Annotated in this window: 15 protein-coding genes; 6 read left to right on the forward strand and 9 right to left on the reverse strand. The window is 66.3% G+C overall.

What is annotated here, in order from left to right; translation table 11 throughout:
- Positions 1 to 71 precede the first annotated feature (71 nt).
- The 4 genes from efp to thiE all read right to left on the reverse strand — a co-directional run bounded on the left by efp (position 72) and on the right by thiE (position 3,070).
- Positions 72 to 635, reverse strand: a complete 564-nt coding sequence (efp, locus tag LQ953_RS07025; protein WP_184083433.1) for an elongation factor P — start codon at positions 633 to 635, stop codon at positions 72 to 74.
- Positions 636 to 710: 75 nt separating this feature from the next.
- Positions 711 to 1,229, reverse strand: coding sequence for a M23 family metallopeptidase (locus LQ953_RS07030; RefSeq protein ID WP_269141364.1), 519 nt, complete (start codon positions 1,227 to 1,229; stop codon positions 711 to 713).
- Positions 1,230 to 1,305: 76 nt separating this feature from the next.
- Complete coding sequence (locus LQ953_RS07035) at positions 1,306 to 2,259, reverse strand: L,D-transpeptidase family protein (protein ID WP_269141365.1); 954 nt, start codon at positions 2,257 to 2,259, stop codon at positions 1,306 to 1,308.
- Between the two features lie 115 nt (positions 2,260 to 2,374).
- Positions 2,375 to 3,070, reverse strand: coding sequence for a thiamine phosphate synthase (gene thiE / locus LQ953_RS07040; protein ID WP_231030019.1), 696 nt, complete (start codon positions 3,068 to 3,070; stop codon positions 2,375 to 2,377).
- On the opposite strand from thiE, the gene LQ953_RS07045 reads away from it, so the two are divergent.
- Positions 3,069 to 3,836: a DUF72 domain-containing protein gene (locus tag LQ953_RS07045; RefSeq protein ID WP_231030020.1), complete on the forward strand. Its 768-nt coding sequence runs from the start codon at positions 3,069 to 3,071 to the stop codon at positions 3,834 to 3,836. The two genes, thiE and LQ953_RS07045, sit on opposite strands and share 2 nt — an antisense overlap.
- Positions 3,837 to 3,846: 10 nt before the next feature.
- Here the strand turns inward: LQ953_RS07045 and trhO are convergent, their stop codons facing one another.
- Positions 3,847 to 4,638: an oxygen-dependent tRNA uridine(34) hydroxylase TrhO gene (trhO, locus tag LQ953_RS07050; protein WP_269141366.1), complete on the reverse strand. Its 792-nt coding sequence runs from the start codon at positions 4,636 to 4,638 to the stop codon at positions 3,847 to 3,849.
- A gap of 133 nt (positions 4,639 to 4,771) precedes the next feature.
- A complete protein-coding gene (locus tag LQ953_RS07055) occupies positions 4,772 to 5,686 on the reverse strand; it encodes a class I fructose-bisphosphate aldolase (RefSeq protein ID WP_231030022.1) in 915 nt (304 codons plus the stop codon).
- A gap of 218 nt (positions 5,687 to 5,904) precedes the next feature.
- Between LQ953_RS07055 and LQ953_RS07060 the strand changes: the two genes are divergently transcribed.
- On the forward strand, positions 5,905 to 7,086 hold the full coding sequence (locus tag LQ953_RS07060) for an MFS transporter (RefSeq protein ID WP_231030023.1): 1,182 nt from the start codon (positions 5,905 to 5,907) through the stop codon (positions 7,084 to 7,086).
- Positions 7,087 to 7,407: 321 nt separating this feature from the next.
- Here the strand turns inward: LQ953_RS07060 and LQ953_RS07065 are convergent, their stop codons facing one another.
- The 3 genes from LQ953_RS07065 to tkt are packed head-to-tail and all read right to left on the reverse strand — an operon-like array spanning position 7,408 to position 11,598.
- On the reverse strand, positions 7,408 to 8,598 hold the full coding sequence (locus LQ953_RS07065) for a phosphoglycerate kinase (protein WP_231030024.1): 1,191 nt from the start codon (positions 8,596 to 8,598) through the stop codon (positions 7,408 to 7,410).
- A 28-nt stretch (positions 8,599 to 8,626) separates the two neighbouring features.
- Positions 8,627 to 9,634: a type I glyceraldehyde-3-phosphate dehydrogenase gene (gene gap, locus LQ953_RS07070; RefSeq protein WP_231030025.1), complete on the reverse strand. Its 1,008-nt coding sequence runs from the start codon at positions 9,632 to 9,634 to the stop codon at positions 8,627 to 8,629.
- On the reverse strand, positions 9,631 to 11,598 hold the full coding sequence (gene tkt, locus LQ953_RS07075; protein ID WP_231030026.1) for a transketolase: 1,968 nt from the start codon (positions 11,596 to 11,598) through the stop codon (positions 9,631 to 9,633). Before tkt ends, gap begins: the two co-directional genes overlap by 4 nt.
- Before the next feature lie 127 nt (positions 11,599 to 11,725).
- On the opposite strand from tkt, the gene LQ953_RS07080 reads away from it, so the two are divergent.
- The 4 genes from LQ953_RS07080 (at position 11,726) to LQ953_RS07095 (ending at position 13,325) form a co-directional block, all read left to right on the forward strand.
- Complete coding sequence (locus LQ953_RS07080) at positions 11,726 to 11,914, forward strand: hypothetical protein (RefSeq protein WP_231030027.1); 189 nt, start codon at positions 11,726 to 11,728, stop codon at positions 11,912 to 11,914.
- Positions 11,914 to 12,222 carry a cell division protein ZapA gene (locus LQ953_RS07085; RefSeq protein WP_231030028.1) on the forward strand — a complete coding sequence of 103 codons (309 nt, stop codon included), beginning with the start codon at positions 11,914 to 11,916 and terminating at the stop codon, positions 12,220 to 12,222. Before LQ953_RS07080 ends, LQ953_RS07085 begins: the two co-directional genes overlap by 1 nt.
- Positions 12,223 to 12,561: 339 nt before the next feature.
- The gene (locus tag LQ953_RS07090; protein WP_231030029.1) at positions 12,562 to 13,116 is read left to right on the forward strand and encodes a 5-formyltetrahydrofolate cyclo-ligase; all 555 of its coding nucleotides are present in this window, start codon (positions 12,562 to 12,564) and stop codon (positions 13,114 to 13,116) included.
- On the forward strand, positions 13,098 to 13,325 hold the full coding sequence (locus LQ953_RS07095; RefSeq protein WP_330999393.1) for a DUF2842 domain-containing protein: 228 nt from the start codon (positions 13,098 to 13,100) through the stop codon (positions 13,323 to 13,325). Before LQ953_RS07090 ends, LQ953_RS07095 begins: the two co-directional genes overlap by 19 nt.
- The last annotated feature ends 13 nt before the right edge of the window (positions 13,326 to 13,338 follow it).

The raw sequence follows: 13,338 nt of genomic DNA on the forward strand, positions 1-13,338 counted from the left end.
AGGCGAACGGCCAGTGACAACGGACTCACCCTCACCAACCCTCTCCCGCACCCGGGAGAGGGCTTAAACAATCAGTCCGCGCGGCGGACGTAGGTCTGTTCGTAAACGTCGACTACGATCCGGGTTCCCGACGCGATGTGCGGCGGCACCATCACGCGCACACCGTTTTCGAGCAGCGCGGGCTTGTACGAGGACGAGGCGGTCTGCCCCTTCACCACGGCATCGGCCTCGACGATGGTCGCTTCGATCGTGTCGGGCAGCTGCACGCTGATCGGGTCCTCGTCATACAGCTCCATCACCACGTCCATGCCGTCCTGAAGGAAGGCAGCCGCGTCGCCGAGCAGGTCGCGCGGCAGCGTGGTCTGGTCGTACGTGATCTTGTCCATGAACGTCAGCGTCTCGCCGTCCGCGAACAGGAACTGGAAATCCTTGGTGTCCAGGCGGACGCGCTCCACGGTCTCGGCCGAGCGGAATCGGACATTGTTCTTGCGCCCGTCGCGCAGGTTCTTGAGTTCGACCTGCATATACGCGCCGCCCTTGCCGGGCTGCGTGTGCTGGATTTTGACGGCGCGCCAGATGCCGCCTTCATATTCGATGATGTTGCCGGGACGGATGTCCACGCCGCTGATCTTCATGATCCGAGACCTGTAAGCTGAGAAAGAGCCGAAGCAGGCCCCTTAGCCGGGCGCGGCCATCCTCGCAAGCGCGGCTCAGTCGCCGCCGCGCATCAACAGCGGATAAGGATTGACGTTGGCGCCCTGCCACCAGCGTTCGCCGGCCCGCATCGTCTTGATCTCGAAATGCAGGTGTGGCGCCCCGCCCGCGGCGCTGCCGGTGTCGCCTACGGTCGCGATCTGCTGCCCCTGGCGGACCACCTGCCCTTCGGCTGCCAAATAGCGGTCGAGATGCGCGTAATAATGCACGGTCCGGTTATCGGGCAGGCGGACATACAGGGTGTGTCCACCATTGCCGCTCTCGAAGCGCTTCTCCACGCGCCCGCTGGCGGCGGCGAGCACCGCCATGCCGCGCGGCGCCATGATGTCGATCGCGTTGTGCTGGCGCGCGCCGCCGCCGCGGCTATCCCCCCAGGTATTGCTAAGCTGGCCGCGAGTGATCCCAGCTACCGGCACCACCAGCGGCTGGCGGTCCACCCGCTCGGCCTCGATCCGCTGTGGCGCGCCCACCGCAGCGCGCGCCTGGTCCGGGGGCAGCACGGTGATCCGCACCATCGAGAGGTAAGCGATGGCGAGGGCCAGCAGCAGTGCCGCAAGTCCCCAGCCGATCCACTTACCTCGAGTCACGGCATCACTCCTGGAACACGGCCTTTGCGCCAGGCTTGATCATCAGCGCCAGCCGTGCCGCGTCCCAGTTGGCCAGGCGGATACAGCCATGGCTTTCGGTGCGGCCGATATTCTGCGGCTCGGGCGTACCGTGGATGCCGTAATGCTCCTTGGACAGGTCCAGCCATACCACGCCAACCGGCCCGTTCGGTCCGGGCGGGAGCAGCGTCTTCTCGTCGTCGGCCTTGGCGTCCCAGAACAGGTCCGGGTTGAAGTGGAACTTCGGGTTGGTGTCGGCGACGTTGATCTTCCAGGTGCCGATCGGCAGCGGATCATGCTCGCTGCCCATCGATGCGGTGAACTGCGCCACCAGCTTGTCATCCTTGTCGAAGACCTTGAGCACCTTTTCGGACTTGTCGACTACCAGGTGGTCACCGGCGGGCTGCTTGGCATCGACGTTCAAGTCGCTCAGCGTCTGGCGCCACTCGGGCTTGAGGTCTTTGCCCTGATAGTCGCGCGATTGCGCCGCGACATTGGGGAACAGGAACACCGCGCCGCGCTCGATCTTGCCGGCGCCCGGGTTCATCTCCACCAGCACCTCGGGCGTGGTGTGGAACATCTCCCCCATCTTCTCGAGCGGGCGGCTATAGCCGATCGACGGCAGCTTGGCCTGTTCCTCGGGGTCCTTCGGCACCGGGTTGACGAAGAAGCCCTGCAGCGCCGCGTCGGGCACGGCCATCTTCACGGCCGGCCGCCACTCGCGATACTGGTGCAGCGCGCCCAAGGTCGCGCGGTCCAGCTCGCCGCTCGTGGTCAGCCCGCGCGTCTCCTGGAAACCCTTGAGCGCGGCGGTCAGCGACTGCCCCTCGCGCCCATCGATGATGCCCGGCGAGAAGCCCAGGCGATCGAGGATCACCTGCGCGTGCATCACCGTCCAGTCGATCGGCGGCTTGCCCTTGGCCTCGCGCTGCTGCGCCATGGCGGGCGCAAGGGAAACCAAGGCGAGAGAAGCAACACCAATCACTGTACGCACGCGATACTCCCGACCAACCTATGTCAGCCGGAAGAACGATGCGGCACGCGGCTTTGTTTCCTCAGCCCTTCAGCACCTCGGCAAACGCCTGCATCGCTGCCACTTCATCCCCGCCCCAAACCGCGCCGCACGCGGCAATGAAGTCCGCGCCCGCCGCGATCAGCGGCGCGGCATTGCCCGGCGTAATCCCACCGATCGCCACGCAGGGGATTTCGAACACGGTCGTCCACCAGCTGAGAATCGGCGGCTCGGCCCGGTGCCGAGCTTCCTTGGTCGTGGTCGGATAGAAAGCGCCGAACGCGACATAATCCGCTCCCGCCTCGCCGGCCTCCATCGCCAGGTGACGGCTGCCGTGGCAGGTCACCCCGACCTGCGCCGAGGGCCCGAGGACTGAGCGCGCTTCGCGGGGGTCGCCGTCTTCCTGCCCAAGGTGCACGCCGTCCGCGCCCAGCCGCTTGGCAAGGCTGATGCTGTCATTGACGATGAACGCTACGTCGCGATCGGCGCAAATGCGCTGCAACGGCTCGGCGAGCCGCGCTGCTTCATGCTGGTCGACATCCTTCACGCGGAACTGAAACGCCGCCGCCGGCCCGGCATCCAGTGCCCGCGCCAGCCGATCCGGGAACGCCCCGCTAACGTCGAGCGGCGAGATCAGGTAGAGCTGGCACGCGGGGCGCCGGCTGTCGCGCACGAAATTGTCCGCAAAGCCCGCCAGCGCGTTCTCTTCGTCCAGGTCGACAATTTCAGGATCGTTCATGCAAGGCTCCGGGTGCGCGGCAATTCATATCGGGTGCTCCGGCTGGATCTACCCGCATTGGCGTGGCCGCTTCTACCCCGACAGGCTTGCGGTCAAGAACTGGTTCGCCTTCTATGCCGAGCATTTCGACACGGTCGAGATCAACAACAGCTTCTATCGCCTGCCCAAGCCCGAGACGTTCGACGCCTGGGCGGCGCAGGCGCCAGGCGGCTTCCGCTATGCGGTAAAGGCCAACCGCTTCCTCACTCAGGCCAAGAAGCTGAAGGATTGCGAGGAGCCGCTGGAGCGGATGATGCCGGCAATCCGCCATCTGGGGCAGACGCTCGGCCCCATCCTATATCAGTTGCCGCCCCGTTTCCGGCTGAACCTGGAGCGGCTCGACAGCTTCCTGCAACTCGCCCCCAAGGACGTGACCAACGTCTTCGAGTTTCGCGACAAGAGCTGGTACATCGACGAGGTGTTTGCGCTGTTGGAGCGGCACGGCGCCAGCTTCTGCGCGCACGACATGCCAGAGTTGCAGAGCCCGGCTCTGGCCGTGGGGCCGATCGCCTATGTTCGCTTCCATGGCGGCGAGGGGAAATATTGGGGCCGCTATTCGGACGAGCGCCTGCTCGCCTGGGCCGACTGGATGGTGGCGGAGGCGCGTGGCGGGCGCGAAGTCTGGGCGTATTTCAACAACGACATCGACGCCCACGCCATTCACGATGCCCAGACGCTCAAGGCGATGATCCGGCAGCTCAATCATCCCCTTGCAGGGGAGGATTAGCCTCTATTCGTTAGCCGCCACACCGCTCGCAAACGTCCCCTTCAACCGGCATATTGCACTTCCGACACAGCCGACCGGCCCCCGGCTCCAGCCCGTGCTTCACCGTAACCCGCTGGTCGAACACGAAACACTCACCGTCCCAGCGGCTCTGTTCCGCCGGCACATGCTCCAGATAGGAGAGGATGCCGCCCTTCAGGTGGAACACGTCCGGCACGCCCTCGGCCTTCAGGAACGCAGTCGACTTTTCGCAGCGGATCCCGCCGGTGCAGAACATCGCCACCTTTGGCATGCGTCCATCCCGCTCGAACGTCGCCCGGTTCTCGCGAAACCATTCGGGAAAGTCGCGGAAGCTGCGCGTGCCTGGATCGATGGCGCCCTTGAAGGTGCCCAGCGCCACTTCATATGCGTTGCGCGTGTCGATCACGATCGTGTCGTCGGCATCGATCAGCGCGTTCCACTCCTCCGCCGCGACATAGGCGCCGGTGTCGAGCGGATCGATGTCGGGCTGGCCCATGGTAACGATCTCGCGCTTGATCCGCACCTTCATCCGGTCGAACGGCATTGCCGGCGCGCGCGAAAACTTGACGTCCAGCGCGTCGCAGCCCGGCAGCGCGCGGATATGCGCCAACACCGCCTCGATCGCGTCGTCGGTGCCCGCGATGGTACCGTTTATGCCTTCAGGCGCCAGGATCAGCGTGCCCTTCACGCCCAACGCGCAGCACAGCTTGGCCAGCGGCGCCTGGATCGCCGCGCAATCCTCAAACGCAGTGAACCGATACAGCGCAGCCACGCGGATCGGCATCGATACTTCAGTCACACACACTTCCCGGTGAATGGAAGCCGCGGCCGATAGCAGAAGCGGCGGCGCGAGTCTCTGCCCGCTGCCGCCGCTCGCATGGTCATCCCCTCACTCGGCCGCTTGTCGCGGCCGAGCCTTATTCCTCGTTCTTGTAGATGCGGATCAGCTTGTCGAGCATCGCCACAGCCTCGGCGCGCGGGCGCTGGAAGGTGTTGCGGCCGATGATCGATCCGTTGCCGCCGCCGTCGCGAATGTCGCGCGCGTCCTGGTACACCGCGTCCTCGCCCTTGGCCGCGCCGCCCGAGAACACCACAATGCGGCGCCCGTTGAAGCAGCTCTGCACGACATGCTTCACGCGGTCCGACTGCGCCGACCAGTCGGTGCCTTCATAGGACTTCTGCGCGTCGCCCTGCTCGATATGGTCGCTCGGCAGCTTCACCTTGATGATGTGCGCGCCCAGCAGCGCCGCCATGTGCGCGGCATAGGCGCCGACGTCGAGCGCGAGCTCCCCCTTCTTTGAAAGGTCGCCACCGCGCGGATACGACCAGATCACCGTGGCGATGCCGACCGACTTGGCCTCGGCGGAAAGCGCCGCGATCTGCTCCATCGCGTCGAAGATGCCGTCGGAGCCCGGATAGATGGTGAAGCCGATCGCCGAACAGCCGAGCCGCAGCGCGTCCTCGACGCTGCCGGTCTGCGCCTGGCTGATCGAGGTTGCCCAGCTGTTCGAGCTGTTGACCTTCAGGATCGTCGGGATCTGCCCGGCAAAGGTGTCGGCGCCGGCCTCCAGCATGCCCAGCGGCGCGGCATAGGCCGACAGGCCGGCGTCGATCGCGAGCTGGAAGTGATAATGGGGATCATAGGCTTCGGGATTGATCGCGAAGCTGCGCGCAGGCCCATGCTCGAAGCCCTGGTCCACCGGCAGGATGATCAGCTTGCCGGTTCCCCCCAGCCGCCCCTGCATCAGGATGCGGGCAAGGTTCGCCTTCACGCCCGGATTGTCGGACTCGTAGTTGGCGAGGATGGCTTTGACGGCAGGCGTGATGCTCATGGTGTCCCCAAGTCTTTGGTGGCCGATGACGGGCCTCTATCGCACGGCTTTCAAAGGCAAAACCGCTGACAACGCTGACGCTGCGGAAATTCGTTGCGGCAGCGTCCCGTCTCTTGAGGAATGCAGCCGAAGCGCCTCCGTTCCGCGGTGCAACAAAGATTGTCGCGAACTGCCCTTTCGGCTTGCACAAGCGGTATCGCTCGGCTTCAGGCGCGACGATGCGCACTTCAGATTCCCATGATCTCGGGCCCGGCACGACAGTGCTCATGGCCGTCGCCTGCGGGCTGATGGTCGCCAACCTCTATTATGCCCAGACCCTGATCGACGCGATCGGGCCGGAAATCGGGCTATCGCCTTGGCTCGCGGGCGCCATCGTCACGCTGACGCAACTTGGTTATGGCGCCGGGCTTGCGCTTCTCGTGCCGCTGTCGGACCTGTTCGAGAACAAGCGGCTGATCCTCCTCGCCACTGCAGGCGCGACGCTGGGTGCGCTGGGCGTGGCAGCCGCGACCAGCCCGGCGCTGTTCCTGGCGGCGTCGCTGCTCACCGGGCTCTGCTCGGTCGGCGCGCAGATCCTGGTGCCGCTCGCTGCCGGGCTCAGCAGCGAAGCGCGCCAGGGCCGCACCATCGGCCTAGTGATGAGCGGGTTGCTCACCGGCATCATGCTGTCGCGGCCCTATGCCAGCTTCGTCGCGGACCTCGCCGGCTGGCGCGCGGTGTTCCTCAGTTCCGCCGGCTTCATGGCGCTCACCGGCGCCGCGCTGCTGTTCTGGCTGCCCAGCCGGCGCCCCGATAGCGGGCTGCATTATGGCGCCATCCTGCGCTCGCTCTTCGACCTGCTGCGCTGCCATCCCCAGCTGCGCCTGCGCGCCTTTTACCAAGCGCTGCTGTTCCTCGCCTTCAACCTGTTCTGGACCGCCGCACCGCTGGTGCTGATCCACCGCTTCGGGCTCGGCCATGGCGGCATCGCCTTGTTCGCGCTCGCAGGTGCTGGCGGCGCGCTCGCCGCGCCGATCGCCGGCAGTCTGGCGGATCGCGGCAAGGCGCGCCTAGTCACCGGGGGATCGATGGCGCTGCTTGCAGTGTCGTTCCTCGCCGCCGACTGGACCGTGGCAGTCGGCAGCGTGATCGCTTTCGCCGTCACCGCCGTGCTGATCGACGCCGCCGTGCAGCTCAACCAGATCTCGGGCCAGCGCATCATCTTCAGCCTCGATCCCGCCGCGCGGGGCCGGATCAACGCGATCTACATGACGATCGTCTTCATGGTCGGCGCGCTCGGCTCGGTCACCGCGACCGCGAGCTACGCCCGGGGCGGCTGGCCGCTCACCGCCTGGATCGGCGCGGGCATCGGCGCACTGCTGCTTGCGGTGTTCGCGGTATTCGATCGGAAGCGCCATTAGTACGGAGACGGGCCTCCCTCCCATCACAGCGAATTGGGACGGCTCACCTCTTCTTCGTCACCCCGGCCTTGAGCCGGGGTTCCGCTGCCTTTTTGCTAACAGAAGAAGAAGCGGGATCCCGGCTCAAAGCCGGGATGACGGTGGGGGTGGCGGTGCGCTGTTAAGCGCGGCGTTCGCGATGTTCGTCCGGCGCGCTAAGCGCAACCAGTTCCCCGGCGAAGGCCGGGGCCCAGCCGCAATGAACCCGGCGAGCGAAGGTCGCCCTCGCCAACAACATGGTAGCTGGGCCCCGGCCTTCGCCGGGGAACCATGCAGCAGTCCTCAGCGCGTAAGCACAGCCACGCCAGGCAGTGCCTTGCCTTCCATCCACTCCAGGAAGGCGCCACCCGCAGTCGACACAAAGCTGAACTGGTCCGCCACGCCCGCCTGGTTCAGCGCCGCGACGGTGTCCCCGCCCCCGGCAACCGACACCAGCGACCCCTCAGTGGTCAGCGCCCCCGCGGTCCGCGCCAGCGCCACCGTGGCCGCGTCGAACGGTTCAGTCTCGAAGGCTCCCAGCGGCCCGTTCCACACCAGGGTCTTGCAGGTCTTAAGCACGTCGGCCAGCGCCTCGGTCGCCGCCGGGCCGACGTCCAGGATCATCTCGTCCGCCGCGACCTCATGGACGTTGCAGGTGCGCAGGCTCGGCGGATTGGCGGCGAACTCCTTGGCCACCACCACGTCATACGGCAGATGCACCGTGCAGTTCGCCTTGTCGGCCGCGTCGAGGATCGCCTCGGCGGTATCGGTCAGGTCATGCTCGCACAGCGACTTGCCGACATTCACTCCGCGCGCGGCGAGGAAGGTGTTGGCCATGCCGCCGCCGATGATCAGGTGATCGACCTGCGCCACCAGATGCTTGAGCACGTCGAGCTTGGTCGACACCTTGGCGCCGCCGACTACCGCCGCCACCGGATGCTCGGGATTGCCAAGCGCCTTGTCGAGCGCGTCGAGTTCGGCCTCCATCTGCCGCCCGGCAAACGCCGGCAGCCGGCGCGCCAGCCCCTCGGTCGAAGCATGGGCGCGGTGCGCGGCGGAAAAGGCGTCGTTGACGTACAGGTCGCCGAGCGCCGCGAAGCGCTCGACCACTGCCGGATCGTTCTTTTCCTCCCCGCCGAAGAAGCGGGTATTCTCCAGCAGCGCGACATCGCCGGGCTGAAGCGTCGCGACATTCTCCGCATCGCCTTCCCAGTCGATGTAGCGCACCGCCCGGCCGAGCACGTCGCTGAACGGCTTGGTGAGCTGCGCCAGCGACAGGTCGGGCGTCGGCGCCTTGGGCCGGCCGAAATGGGCCAGCACCAGCACGATGGCGCCCTTGTCCGACAGCTCCGCCACCGTCTGCACCGCGGCGCGCAATCTCGTGTCGTCGCTCACCGCACCGCCCGTCATCGGCACGTTCAGGTCCTCACGAACCAGAACCCGCTTGCCAGTGACGTCGCCCGTGTCGTCGAGCGTCTTGAAGTTCCGCGCCATGTTACTCTCTTCTCGCCGGAGGACGGTATTACGAAAGCTTCGCCATCGCGCCGGCGGTGTCGACCATCCGGTTCGAGAAGCCCCATTCATTGTCGTACCAGCTGACGACGCGCACCAGCTTGCCGTCGATCACTGCGGTCTCCAGGCTGTCGACGGTCGACGATGCCGGGGTGTGGACGATGTCGATCGAGACCAGCGGCTCGTCCGAATAGACCAGGATGCCCTTGAGCGGACCGTCCTCGGATGCGGCCTTGAGGATCGCGTTCACTTCGTCGCGCGTCACGTCGCGCTTGGGCGTGAAGGTCAGGTCGACAAGGCTGCCGTCGGGAACGGGGACGCGGATCGCCGAGCCGTCGAGCTTGCCCTTCAATTCGGGCAGCACTTCACCCACCGCGCGGGCGGCGCCGGTCGTGGTCGGGATGATGTTCATCGCCGCGGCGCGCGCGCGACGCAGGTCCGGATGGATCTGGTCAAGGATCTTCTGGTCGTTGGTATAGGCGTGAACGGTGGTCATCAGCCCGCGCTCGATGCCGATCGCGTCGTTCAGCACCTTGGCGACCGGCGCCAGGCAGTTGGTGGTGCACGATGCGTTCGACACGATCGTGTGGCCTGCTTCCAGCTTGTCGTGGTTGACGCCGTACACGACGGTCAGGTCGACATTCTTGCCCGGAGCCGAAATCAGCACCTTCTTCGCGCCGGCATCGATATGCTTCTGCGCATCGTCGCGGGTGGTGAAGAAACCGGTGCACTCCAGCACCAGCTCGACGCCGTTCTCGGCGTGCGGCAGGTTGGCGGGGTCGCGCTCCTTGGTCACCTTGATGCGCTTGCCGTCGATCACCAGGTCGTCGCCCTCGGCGGTGACGGTGCCGGGATATTTGCCGTGCACGCTGTCGCGGCTGAACAGCCAGGCGTTGGACTTGGCATCGGCCAGATCGTTGATCGTCACCAGCTCAAGGCCGCTCTCGGGCCGCTCTAGGATGGCACGCGCCACCAGCCGGCCGATGCGTCCGAACCCGTTGATCGCAACCTTCGTCATGCCTGTTCTCCGTTCAACTTGGCGAGGATCTTGGGCACGATCGACCCGACCGTCAGCCCGAATTGTTCATACAGCCCCAGATAGGGACCCGACGCGCCGAACACATCGACGCCGAAGCGCAGCCCTTCGATATCGGTGTAGCGCTCCCACCCGAAGGTGGAGCCCGCCTCGATCGACACCTTGAGCGCGTCGGCGGGGATGATGTCGCGGCGATAGTCCGCGTCCTGCATCTCGAAGCGCTCCCAGCACGGCATCGACACCACGTCGGCGCCAACCCCCTGGGCTTCCAGTTCGTCACGCACGGCGACGGCGATCTCGACTTCGGAGCCGGTGGCGATCAGCACCACTTTGCGCGGCGCCTCGGCCTCGCGCAGCGCATAGGCGCCGCGTGCGGTGCGGTTCTCGGCGGCCTCGGTGCGCAGCTGCGGCAGGTTCTGCCGGCTGAGCGCCAGCAGCGACGGGCCGTCGCTGTTCGACAGCGCCAGTTCCCAGCACTCCGCCGTCTCGACCGTGTCGCACGGGCGATAGACATGCAGGTTCGGGATCATCCGCAGGCTCATGACATGCTCGATCGGCTGGTGGGTCGGCCCATCCTCGCCAAGCCCGATCGAATCATGCGTCATCACATAAACGACCCGCGCCTGCTGCAATGCCGACAGGCGGATGCCCGCGCGCATGTAGTCGGAGAAGACCAGGAAGGTGCCGCCATAGGGGATCACGCCCCCGTGCAGCGCCATGCCGTTCATCGCCGCGGCCATGCCGAACTCGCGGATGCCGTAATAGACATAGCGCCCGTCATAGGTCGCTGCCGTCAGCGCGTGCAGGTTCTTGGTCAGCGTATTGTTCGAGCCGGTAAGGTCGGCAGAGCCGCCGATGGTCGCGGGCACCAGCGCATTGACCACCTCCAGCGCCATTTCGGAAGCCTTGCGGGTCGCCACCTTCTGCGGATTGGCCAGCAGTTGCTCGACATACGGCCGCAACAGGTCGGCGGGCACATCGTCGCGGCCCTCGAAGCCGATCCGGTCGGGATGCGCTTCCAGCCGCTTCGCCCAATCGGCGTGCGACTGCGTGCCGCGCTTGCCGGCTTCCAGCCAGGTCTCGCGGATGTCGGCAGGGATCTCGAACGCTGGATGGTTCCAGCCCAGCGCCTCACGCGCCAGCGTCACTTCGTCCTTGCCCAGCGGCGATCCGTGCGACTTGGACGTGCCCTGCTTGTTGGGCGAACCCTTGCCGATGATCGTGCGGCAGCGGATCAGCGACGGCCGATCGTCCGACAGCGATTCCTCGATCGCCGCGACGATATCCAGTTCGTCATGTCCGTCGCACTCGACGACATGCCAGCCGGTCGCCTCATAGCGCGCGGGAATGTCCTCGCTCGACGACAGCGAGACCGAACCGTCGATGGTGATCTTGTTGTCGTCCCACAGCACGATCAGTCGGTCGAGCTTCAGGTGCCCGGCAAGCCCGATCGCCTCATGGTTGATGCCTTCCATCAGGCAGCCGTCGCCGGCGATCACCCAGGTGCGGTGATCGACCAGGTCGTCGCCGAACACGGCATTCAGGTGCCGCTCGGCCATTGCCATGCCGACACCCATCGCCAGGCCCTGGCCCAGCGGACCGGTGGTCGCCTCAACGCCTGGCATCTCGAAATTCTCAGGATGGCCCGCGCAGGGGCTGCCGACCTGGCGGAAGCGCTTGATGTCCTCCAGCGTCGGCTTGGCATAGCCGGTCAGGTGCAGCACCGAATAGAGCAGCATCGATCCATGCCCGGCCGACAGCACGAAGCGGTCGCGGTCCGCCCATTTCGGCGCGGCGGGATCGAACTTCAGGTATCGCTGGAACAGCACGGTGGCGACATCCGCCATGCCCATCGGCATGCCGGGATGACCCGAGTTCGCGGCCTCCACAGCATCCATGGCGAGTGCGCGGATCGCATTCGCGCAGTCGGTGAAGGACGCAGCCATCGAAACTCCCCTTGGTTGGTCGCGCACGCCTTTGGTCCGCATGCGCCCGCGCGTCAACCGGCTCGCCGCAATCGAAACAAGCGGGGACTTGCCGCCCTCCCGGGCAATACCTATCCCCGTATCAGTGATGCCCGAAACACCAGCAGACCGCATCGAACAGGCGCTTGCCCGAATCGAAGCCGCGGCAACCGCCCGTACCCATGCCGAACAACGCCTGCGCCTGCGGCATGCTCGGTTGCGCGCCAAGGTGGAGGACGCGCTCGTCTCCATGGACGCGCTGCTCGCCCGCGAGTCCGCCGGCGGGGATCAGGGCTGATGGCCGATATCACCCTCACCATCGCCGGCCGCAGCTATGTCGTCGCCGCGCGCGACGGCGATGAAGCGCATCTGCGCCATTTGGAAAAGATGCTGCAAAAGCATTCCCCGGCAGCCCAGCGCGCCTCGGGCGGGATGAGTGCAGAGCGTACGCTGGTCTATCTCGCGCTGATCCTCGCCGACTTGCTCGACGAAGCGAACGAGGCACCCTCCCCGTCGACGGCCGCCGCGCCCACCGCGCTGCTCGACCAGATCGCCGACCGCCTTGAGGCCGTCGCCGCAGCCCTGGAAGAAGACGCCGCTACCTGAGCGTCTCTCAAGCCTGCCGTTAAACTCACGTCATCCCGGTCTTGAGCCGGGATCCCGCTTCTTCTTCTGCCGGTTCCAAGGCCGGGATGACGAAGGACGCCAGGCTGCCTGCTCCCCACGCTTTTAGCGCATGCCCGTTGCGCCCCGCCCCCCAATCTCCTACATACCTCCATGGCGGGAACTGCCCGGCACGAGCCGTGGCATATCCCTGAGGCTATTCATCTTCCATGGGAGCTGTCCCTGTGCAGATCCTGGTCTGCGACACATGGTTCCCACCTGACGTAACGGGCGTCGGAGGATATTCTGGCAAACGACCATGGCGGTCCCGCCACCCCCTTCATGACGGTTGAGAAACCGGTGCTTCGCGCCCGGCTCCGCGCCGCGCGCGACCAGTTCGCGAGCGAGACCAGTCAGGCGATCACCGCGCCCGACAGCTATGTCGCGCGGCTGCGCCCCGGCCTAGTCGTCGCCAGCTATTGCCCGATGGGCAGCGAAGCCGATCCCTCACAGCTCGCCGCCGCCGCGCTGGAAGCGGGCTGCACCCTCGCCCTGCCCCATGTGGTGAACCGGGCGACTCCGATCCGCTTCCTTGCCTGGAGCATCGGCGACACGCTGGCGGACGGCCCCTATGGCCTGCGCCAGCCGCAGTCCGATTGCGCCGAGGTCGCACCCGACATCATCCTGACCCCGCTCGTCGGCTTCGATCCCCGCCTCAACCGCCTCGGCCAGGGCGCCGGCCATTACGACCGCGCCTTTGCCCGCTACCCCGACGCGTGGCGGCTCGGAGTCGCCTGGTCGGTGCAAGAGGCGCCGGCGATCCCCGCCGACATCTGGGACGTGCCGCTGGAGGCGATCATCACCGAAAAGGGCATGCTGTGTCACACGGAACGGTAAAGGCCAGCTGGCGCAAGCCCGTGGGCATGTTTGCCATCCTGGCGCTCATCCTGGTCTGGGTGATTCTGGTCGCCAGCTTTTCAGGGCAGATCGGTGCTCTGCCGGTCCTCGCCCAATGCCTGGTATATCTCGTGCTGGGAATCGTCTGGATCGCCCCGCTCAAGCCGCTGCTGCGCTGGATGGAGACCGGCCACTGGCGCGCGCTCTAGGGCTTCAGCGCAA

Source organism: Sphingomonas sp. IC-56, assembly GCF_021043375.1.
Lineage (GTDB): Bacteria > Pseudomonadota > Alphaproteobacteria > Sphingomonadales > Sphingomonadaceae > Sphingomonas.

Excerpts from the sequence above, each read along its gene's own strand:
- efp (WP_184083433.1), bottom strand. The coding sequence starts at position 635 with ATGAAGATCAGCGGCGTGGACATCCGTCCCGGCAACATCATCGAATAT.
- LQ953_RS07030 (WP_269141364.1), bottom strand. The coding sequence starts at position 1,229 with ATGGTGCGGATCACCGTGCTGCCCCCGGACCAGGCGCGCGCTGCGGTG.
- LQ953_RS07035 (WP_269141365.1), bottom strand. The coding sequence starts at position 2,259 with ATGGCGCAGCAGCGCGAGGCCAAGGGCAAGCCGCCGATCGACTGGACG.
- LQ953_RS07045 (WP_231030020.1), top strand. The coding sequence starts at position 3,069 with ATGCAAGGCTCCGGGTGCGCGGCAATTCATATCGGGTGCTCCGGCTGG.
- thiE (WP_231030019.1), bottom strand. The coding sequence starts at position 3,070 with ATGAACGATCCTGAAATTGTCGACCTGGACGAAGAGAACGCGCTGGCG.
- trhO (WP_269141366.1), bottom strand. The coding sequence starts at position 4,638 with ATGCCGATCCGCGTGGCTGCGCTGTATCGGTTCACTGCGTTTGAGGAT.
- LQ953_RS07055 (WP_231030022.1), bottom strand. The coding sequence starts at position 5,686 with ATGAGCATCACGCCTGCCGTCAAAGCCATCCTCGCCAACTACGAGTCC.
- LQ953_RS07060 (WP_231030023.1), top strand. The coding sequence starts at position 5,905 with ATGCGCACTTCAGATTCCCATGATCTCGGGCCCGGCACGACAGTGCTC.
- LQ953_RS07065 (WP_231030024.1), bottom strand. The coding sequence starts at position 8,598 with ATGGCGCGGAACTTCAAGACGCTCGACGACACGGGCGACGTCACTGGC.
- gap (WP_231030025.1), bottom strand. The coding sequence starts at position 9,634 with ATGACGAAGGTTGCGATCAACGGGTTCGGACGCATCGGCCGGCTGGTG.
- tkt (WP_231030026.1), bottom strand. The coding sequence starts at position 11,598 with ATGGCTGCGTCCTTCACCGACTGCGCGAATGCGATCCGCGCACTCGCC.
- LQ953_RS07080 (WP_231030027.1), top strand. The coding sequence starts at position 11,726 with ATGCCCGAAACACCAGCAGACCGCATCGAACAGGCGCTTGCCCGAATC.
- LQ953_RS07085 (WP_231030028.1), top strand. The coding sequence starts at position 11,914 with ATGGCCGATATCACCCTCACCATCGCCGGCCGCAGCTATGTCGTCGCC.
- LQ953_RS07090 (WP_231030029.1), top strand. The coding sequence starts at position 12,562 with ATGACGGTTGAGAAACCGGTGCTTCGCGCCCGGCTCCGCGCCGCGCGC.